This window comes from Saccharophagus sp. K07, assembly GCF_014336955.1.
In the GTDB taxonomy this organism is placed as follows: domain Bacteria; phylum Pseudomonadota; class Gammaproteobacteria; order Pseudomonadales; family Cellvibrionaceae; genus UBA5868.
Map to the genome: position 1 here is coordinate 165172 of NZ_QRAI01000008.1, position 7615 is coordinate 172786.

Genomic DNA, 7615 nt, shown 5'->3' on the forward strand with positions numbered 1-7615 from the left:
AATGAAAATGAGTCAAGCGCTCGAGCATTTTTGGGCAAAAGGAGTTCTTTGCTTATTTTTTGGGGTGTCGATTCTATGCTTTATATCACCAGTCCAGACTGGACTCGATACTCAGCCTTATTATCTCATTCTCTCTTTTTTGGTTTTTATTCTTTATCATCAAACCAAATTTGATAAATGTATGGCGGCCCTCCTTCTTGTTTTGGTGTCTGGAGTCCCTCTTTATATTTTGGCGATTTGGGAGGCCAATATAAGATCTTTTATTATTTATATTTCTATATTTCCTCTTGTTTTCTCTATGTACCGGATATTTCTCTATGATGGCTGGAAAGAACGATATGTTATGTGTTTCGTGTTTTTATATTTTGGGGCTGCAATACTTCAAATAATCTATGGTAAAGACCTTTTTGGAGGGATTCTGCAGAGCAGGACTACTGAAAATAGGGGGGTGTCCTCGCTTGCAAATGAGCCAACCCTATATGCGTTGATGTGTCTTCTGGTTGGATTGATTTGTCATATATCTAGGTTTCCAAAACGAACAAAAATAATAATTTACGTTCTTTTGTTGTTGCAAATAGTTTTTCTGGCAAGATCATCGATGGCTTTGTTGGTTTTGGTTTTCTGGCTTTTTATGTACGTGTTAATTGTTAATCCCATTAGCGCCTTTTATTTTTTGGTTGTTGGTGCGGGCATTGCTTGGGTTGTGATAGGAATTCTGCCTGAGGACTCAAGAATTTTTTCGTTATTTAGAATAATTTTGGATTCCCCTCTGTTTTTGATTCAGAAGGATGCGAGTGTAAATGAGCGTATCGCTCACTTGGTGCTTCCCGTGTATGCATCTTTTGATAATTATCTTTTTCCCCAAGGGTTCTCCTCATTTTCAAATGTTTTGGGTCGGAGAGATGAGCTATTTGGTGGGGTTTTTTTTTGGGGGCCTAACACTAATAAAATTATGTCCGGATTTGGAGCTGTTTTATGGGAGATGGGGGTGGTTGGTTTGGCTGTCTTGTTTTGTTTTGCGTGGAGTTGTTTAAGTGCAGCTCATCTTCAGGTTAGAGATCGCCTATTTCTGCTTGCGGCATCGCTATCACTTATGTTTACAGCTATTCCCATAATTAATCCGGTATTCTGCGCGCTTTGGGGGGCTATTGAAGCTGACAAAATAAGATATGAAAGATAAAATTTTGATGTTTTTTGGTTTTATATTGTCCTCAATTGCGTATTTGATTTTTGTAAAGATAGTTTCGCAAAACTCATCTCCTGAATTTTGGGGGCAATTTCTTCTTGATATTGGGCTTGCCACAATTTTAAGTGTAGCGAGTTTTGAGTGGATAAAAAATTATTATTCAAGATTTTTTATAAAAAAAATAGAGGGAAAAATTGCAACTTGTGTAATTGCATTTTCTCTATTGGCATTATTGATGGCAGGTATCTTTGGGTATTGGAATCTATGTGTTCTAATCATTTCTATATCGATTTATAATATTTTTTTGCAGTGGCTAAGATGTCGGGGAAAGGGAAAGAGAATGGCATTATTTGTCCTTTTCCGGTGGGGTATGTTGATTATGGGAACTTTGGGAATATTGCATGCAGGAAGGCATGAGTTGCTTTATCCGCACTTTTTAATTTCGGCGCTGGTGAGCGTGTTGTTTTTTTTGCCTTGGGGGCAAGTGCATCTTATGGTGGTTAAGCCGAAAGAATGTTGGGAGATGATAAAGTATGGCGGCGGTATCTCGGTTTCAACGCTTGCCTCGACATCTGTTGTAATGTCCGATCGGGTATTATTGTCTGCTGCATTTGGTGCAGGTGCCGTAGCATCTTATTCGTCGACTTTTGATCTCGTCCAAAAAGCGGTGCTTATGCCATTTATGGTATACAACTTTATTTTCTTTCCAAAATTCGTTTCTTTCGGAAAGTGGGAGTATCCAAGGTTAAATATAGTATGGGTTGTCGCCATTTTATTGATATGTTCTTCATCGCTTATATTTCTGCCTAAAATCTTTACTGCGTTTTTTCCTGCTATTTATGATGAATCTCTTTACGATGTGTTGAAGTTGTGTTGTTTTATTGTTTTGTTTCAGGCTTATAAGGCATTCTATTTGGATCACTATTACATGATAAAAAAGAGGAGTGCCATGATATTAACTCTGGCAATATCTCTATTATCAATATACGGAATTTTATTGTTTTTTTGTGGAATTGCTACGCCGATTGATATCTATTTTTACATGTTGTATTCATACGTGATTATATGTCTTGTTAGTCTAATTTTTATTTGTTTAAAAGGGGGCAGAGTGCAATTTTTCACTCATTCCCTCCATTTTTATTGTTGATTTTGTTGGGTGCTTTTTTGCTATAAGAGCCTTGTGATGATTCTGAGAATAGTAAGTAATAATTTGAAGGGGGGTGCTCGCCGTTATTGCTATATTTTAAATCGAGCACTGCAAGATAGCGGTAGAAAAACTGCAACTTTTATTCCGAGGGCTCCCTCTGCCGATCCATTTTCTGATGCGGAACTGGTGCCGTTTGAATATCATAACACCCGATCGTTCCTTAAATTGCTTCTGTATGCATATCGCAATCGTACTAAGATTACTTTGATCCACTCTCATTTGAGAATGGCTAATATTTATGGGTTTATAATTTCATTGATTATTGGAAAGCCTTTGGTCATAACTTGCCATGGCCCTGATCCGAAGAAAAAAACTATTAGAGAGAGTTTTTTAATTTTTCTAAATAAATGCGCTGTTAAAAGGGCGAAAAGAATAATTCATATTAGCGAGTTCGTTAAACAAAACTTTCTGGAATATCATTCAATACTGGAATCAGATAAGCATGTTGTTATATACAATGGGTCTGATGATTTGGGTGTCAAATGTCGTGAACCATCTACTGTTTTGAAAATTGTAGTTGTGGGAGAGCTCACAGAAAGAAAAGGAATTCCTCGCCTTATCCAGGAATTGGAAAAGCTTGAGAAAGAGGGTGTAAAAAAAAGCATCGAGTTTCATATTTACGGGGAAGGAATCTATAAAAATGATCTCATAAAGCTCTCCAGGAAGGTTAAAAATTATAAGGTGAATGTGCATGGTTACGAAGATGATCTTGGAAAGATATATCATAATGCGGATTTGCACCTGATTTTGGCGATAAACGAAGGATTTGGTCGTGTTGTAACAGAAGCAATGAGTGCTGGGGTTCCAACAATCGCGTATAGATCAGGAGCTTTCCCTGAATTAATTCGTCATAAAGTCACTGGATATCTTCTCGGTGACGAGCCTTTAAGTGATGCTATTTCGTTTTTTAGTGACTCTAATATTTTGAGTGCGATTAGCCATCATTGTCGGTTGGAATTTGAAGATAGATTTTCCTCAATTGCGTTTTCTATCAATACTATACGTGCAATAAGTAGTTTATGAATATTCAAAAACTGGTTGTGGTAACTAATGTCTTTGGTCCGTTAAATCTCGGTGACTTTGAGTTATTTAGTGCACTTGTAGAAAAGGTACATAAGTGTTCTGATCGGGTCAGCTTGTCCGCTATTGCAAGGGATCCCGAATTGAGTAAAGGGTTCTTTCCTAGAGTGGCTTTTTATGAGCAGCTTGGCAAAGCCGAAGGCGCCGGCTTAAGACTCTTGAGGCTGTCTGCATCACTTTTATTTGTTAAATGGAAGTTTCCTGCTCGGGTGCTGTTGCCCAAAGCTCAGTATGATGGATTAGTCGAGCTAACGAAAGCGGACTTGGTTATGGGATGTCCAGGAGGTTTTCTAGAGGATTCTTCTTGTTCTTTTTATTCTCACTTAATTCAGGTTTTTTTAGCTAAAAAGTTGGCAAAAAAATACATGCTCGCACCCATGTCTATAGGGCCGGTAAGAAATCGTATTAATAAATTTTTATTGTTAAAAGTGTTAAAGGGGATAGACGCGATATATGTTCGGGAAAGAACTAGTCTGCGATTGTGCGAATCTCTTGGGGTTGAGTGCAAATTGAGCAACGATCTGGCATTTGATAAGTTTCAGAATAGTGTTGATTCGGTAGCGTCTTCTTCAAGTTATTTTTGTATGACGATTATTGACTGGAGTTTCCCTAGTGCTCCTGATGTTGCATCCGCAAGGAAGGCATATTTAGATGCTCTATCCCGTACAGCAGTGTATGTTTCGAGGAATTTTGGCTTGTCCTTAAAGATAATCGTCCAAGTGGCGAGCGATATGCCGGCAATAAAGGATTTTTGTGCTCTATTAGATGGACAAGGAGTTGATTATTGCTTGGTGACAGATGATCTAACCCCTGACAATATGATGAATTTAATATCTAAAGCTAGATTGGTCATTGCATCAAGGTTTCATAGTGCGATTTTTGCTTTAAATGTCGGAACCCCTGTTATCGCAATCAGTTATTTGCCTAAAACCACAGGGATGCTGGATCTTTATGATGCAAAGGAATTATATGTAGATATCGAAACTGTAACTTCTGATAGACTTATAAATATTGCGCAAAGATTTCTTCTGAATCCTGGGGAATTTCTTATAATTAGGAGTAAGTTTGCAAAGAGATTAACGGAGGTGGGTAGCGTTTTTGTTAATGATTTGGAGCGTGTTTTGTCATGATCTTGGCTATAGGTCCTTTGCCGCCTCCTGTCACGGGGCAGGCAAAAGCGTTTGAAGCGTATGTTTTGGGGACGCAAAAAAAGTGTCATGTAATTGACATAAATTATGAAGGTTTTGGCCATTATAAAAAAATTTTTAAAGCAACCAAATATTTGGTTCGGCTTTTGCTTTTGGTTTTTGGAAAAGAATTTTCCGTTCTTTATATCACAAATTCAAGGACAGTGTCGGGTTCTTTAAGGGATATAGCAGCAATCTTGCTTTTTAAATTGGGAGCAAGAAAAAGAAGTGTTGTTGTTCATCTGCACGGCTCTGATTTTTCGGATTTTTATTCTTCTCAAAAAGGGTTTTTCAGATTTTTATTGAGGTGTGCGTACGATAAGGTTGATTTCGGCATTGTATTAACTAAAGGCATGGTTGAGCAATTTGAGCATTTTCCAAAAATAAAGGTTTTTGTTGTTTCTAATTATTGTGAGGATTTTCTGCCGATTGGTTTTAGTATTGATGAAAAAATTTCAAATATTGAGGCGGCCCAAGAAATTAATGTTTTGTATATGTCAAACTGCATTAAATCGAAAGGACTTTGTGAGCTGGTTGAAGCGGTCGTTGCTTTTAATGAGGTTGCATTAAATGATGGTTTTAGGCCGATTGTTCTGAATATTGCGGGCCTTCCTATGGCCGATGAATATGCTACCGAAGAAGAAATGAGATCTTTTTTGAGCTTATTTAATAGTGAATATATTAGGTATCATGGATTTGTAGAGGGGCGAGCAAAGGCTGAATTATATATGGATGCGCATGTGGTGGCTTTGCCAACTTATTATAAATCGGAAGCTCAGCCCCTTTGTCTCATTGAGGGTGCTTATGCAGGTAATGCATTGTTGGTATCTCGTCACAACTACAATGAGGAAATGTTGAAGGTTTTGGATGGAGTCTTGATTGATAAGCGATCTGTATCTTCGATTGTTGAGGCATTTCAGGAGTTACAAGATGTTGGTCGTTTATCATCGATCTGCCGTGTCAATTATCATCGAGCGCGCGCAAATTTTTCAAAAATTAAATACATCGAAAGCATCGACGATGTCGTAGGAATTGGAATATGAAAAAGGCAATTATTACGGGTATAACAGGTCAAGATGGCTCATATTTGGCAGAGTTTCTGTTGTCCAAAGGTTATGAAGTCCATGGCATAAAACGTCGAGCGTCGCTTTTCAACACTGAGCGTGTTGACCATATTTATCAAGACCCTCATGAGGTTAACCCTCGGTTTTACCTGCATTATGGCGATCTAACGGACACGTCAAATCTTACTCGTATTTTGCGTGAAGTTCAGCCTGACGAAGTTTACAACTTGGGCGCTCAATCTCATGTGGCTGTATCTTTTGAGTCTCCAGAATACACTGCCGATGTTGATGCGATTGGTACGCTGAGATTGCTCGAGGCTATTCGCTTTTTGGAGCTTGAAAAGAAAACGAGATTTTATCAAGCATCAACTTCTGAATTGTATGGGTTGGTTCAGGAGATTCCTCAAAAAGAAACCACACCATTTTATCCACGCTCTCCTTATGCGGTGGCCAAGCTCTATGCTTATTGGATTACTGTAAACTATCGGGAGAGTTATGGAATCTACGCCTGTAACGGAATTTTATTTAATCATGAGTCTCCTCGTCGCGGTGAAACTTTCGTAACGCGAAAAATCACGCGTGGCATCGCGAATATTGCGCATGGTCTGGAAAAATGTCTATATCTTGGAAATCTAGATGCTTTACGTGATTGGGGGCATGCAAAAGATTATGTGCGTATGCAATGGATGATGTTGCAGCAGGAAAAACCTGAAGATTATGTTATTGCAACCGGAAAGCAAATCTCGGTTAGAGAGTTTGTTCGTATGGCGGCTAGGGAAGCCGGAATTGCGCTAGAGTTCTCAGGTGAGGGGGTTCAGGAAATTGCTACGGTTATTGAAGTTGATAACTTGATTTCGCCAAAAGTTAAGATTGGCGACGTAATTGTGCGAGTAGATCCAAGATATTTTCGTCCGGCCGAAGTAGAAACTTTGTTGGGGGACCCTTCGAAGGCCAAAGCTCTGTTGGGGTGGGAGCCGGAAATTACTGTTGAGGAGATGTGTTCAGAGATGGTGCTTTCTGATCTTGAAAAAGCAAAGAGACACGCATTGTTGAAGTCTCATGGGTTTGATGTCGCTGTCGCGCGGGAGAATTAAAATGACATCAAAAAAGCGCGTCTTTGTTGCTGGGCATAAAGGAATGGTTGGTTCTGCGATTGTCCGAAATCTAGAAAAACGGAATGATGTCGAATTAATCTTGGTAGACCGAAATTCTTTGGATTTGACAACTCAACAGGCTGTAAAAGAGTTTATGGAGAACTCTAAGCCTGACGAAGTGTATTTGGCAGCGGCTAAGGTTGGGGGGATTCACGCTAATAACGTATATCCCGCGGACTTCATTTATCAAAATCTAATTATTGAATGCAACATCATTCACAGTGCACACTTGGCCAACGTTCAAAAGCTCCTGTTCTTGGGATCGTCTTGTATTTACCCCAAGTTTGCAGAGCAGCCGATGCAGGAATCCGCCTTGCTAACCGGAGTCTTAGAGCCAACTAACGAACCCTATGCTATAGCCAAAATTGCCGGTATTAAACTGTGTGAAAGTTACAACAGACAATATGGTCGAGACTATCGCGCAGTTATGCCGACGAATCTATATGGCCCAAATGATAATTTTCACCCTGATAATAGTCATGTCATTCCTGCGCTTTTAAGGCGTTTCCATGAGGCGAAGTTGCGTGGTGATGTTGAAGTCGTGGCTTGGGGAAGTGGAACCCCTAAGCGCGAATTTCTTTACGTAGACGACATGGCTTCTGCTTGCATTGTAAGCGCTCGACAAACCCCACCCTAGCCAGTCTCGGTTGATTCACCAAAGATACCCCCAGGTTTTTGACTGGGGTATGAATATGAATCTGACAAGCAAACAGCAATTCTGGCGAGACCATGTTTTG

General features: G+C 39.4%; 6 protein-coding genes and 1 pseudogene. All 7 read left to right on the top strand.

The window, feature by feature from the left end; all coding sequences use genetic code 11:
- Nucleotides 1–7: 7 nt before the first annotated feature.
- Nucleotides 8–1180 carry a hypothetical protein gene (locus DWB84_RS18400; RefSeq protein WP_187411280.1) on the top strand — a complete coding sequence of 391 codons (1173 nt, stop codon included), beginning with the start codon at nucleotides 8–10 and terminating at the stop codon, nucleotides 1178–1180.
- Complete coding sequence (locus DWB84_RS18405; RefSeq protein ID WP_187411281.1) at nucleotides 1170–2333, top strand: hypothetical protein; 1164 nt, start codon at nucleotides 1170–1172, stop codon at nucleotides 2331–2333. Before DWB84_RS18400 ends, DWB84_RS18405 begins: the two co-directional genes overlap by 11 nt.
- Before the next feature lie 36 nt (nucleotides 2334–2369).
- The gene (locus DWB84_RS18410; RefSeq protein WP_187411282.1) at nucleotides 2370–3416 is read left to right on the top strand and encodes a glycosyltransferase family 4 protein; all 1047 of its coding nucleotides are present in this window, start codon (nucleotides 2370–2372) and stop codon (nucleotides 3414–3416) included.
- A complete protein-coding gene (locus DWB84_RS18415; protein WP_187411283.1) occupies nucleotides 3413–4603 on the top strand; it encodes a polysaccharide pyruvyl transferase family protein in 1191 nt (396 codons plus the stop codon). Before DWB84_RS18410 ends, DWB84_RS18415 begins: the two co-directional genes overlap by 4 nt.
- Entirely contained in the window at nucleotides 4600–5703 is a 1104-nt protein-coding gene (locus tag DWB84_RS18420) for a glycosyltransferase (protein ID WP_187411284.1), read from the top strand. The genes DWB84_RS18415 and DWB84_RS18420 overlap by 4 nt, the downstream gene beginning before the upstream one ends.
- Nucleotides 5700–6818, top strand: coding sequence for a GDP-mannose 4,6-dehydratase (gene gmd, locus DWB84_RS18425; RefSeq protein ID WP_187411285.1), 1119 nt, complete (start codon nucleotides 5700–5702; stop codon nucleotides 6816–6818). Before DWB84_RS18420 ends, gmd begins: the two co-directional genes overlap by 4 nt.
- A 1-nt stretch (nucleotide 6819) precedes the next feature.
- A pseudogene (locus DWB84_RS18430) lies at nucleotides 6820–7500 on the top strand (GDP-L-fucose synthase family protein); the annotation flags it as partial.
- Nucleotides 7501–7615: the final 115 nt, after the last annotated feature.

Excerpts from the sequence above, each read along its gene's own strand:
- DWB84_RS18400 (WP_187411280.1), top strand. The coding sequence starts at position 8 with ATGAGTCAAGCGCTCGAGCATTTTTGGGCAAAAGGAGTTCTTTGCTTA.
- DWB84_RS18405 (WP_187411281.1), top strand. The coding sequence starts at position 1,170 with ATGAAAGATAAAATTTTGATGTTTTTTGGTTTTATATTGTCCTCAATT.
- DWB84_RS18410 (WP_187411282.1), top strand. The coding sequence starts at position 2,370 with ATGATTCTGAGAATAGTAAGTAATAATTTGAAGGGGGGTGCTCGCCGT.
- DWB84_RS18415 (WP_187411283.1), top strand. The coding sequence starts at position 3,413 with ATGAATATTCAAAAACTGGTTGTGGTAACTAATGTCTTTGGTCCGTTA.
- DWB84_RS18420 (WP_187411284.1), top strand. The coding sequence starts at position 4,600 with ATGATCTTGGCTATAGGTCCTTTGCCGCCTCCTGTCACGGGGCAGGCA.
- gmd (WP_187411285.1), top strand. The coding sequence starts at position 5,700 with ATGAAAAAGGCAATTATTACGGGTATAACAGGTCAAGATGGCTCATAT.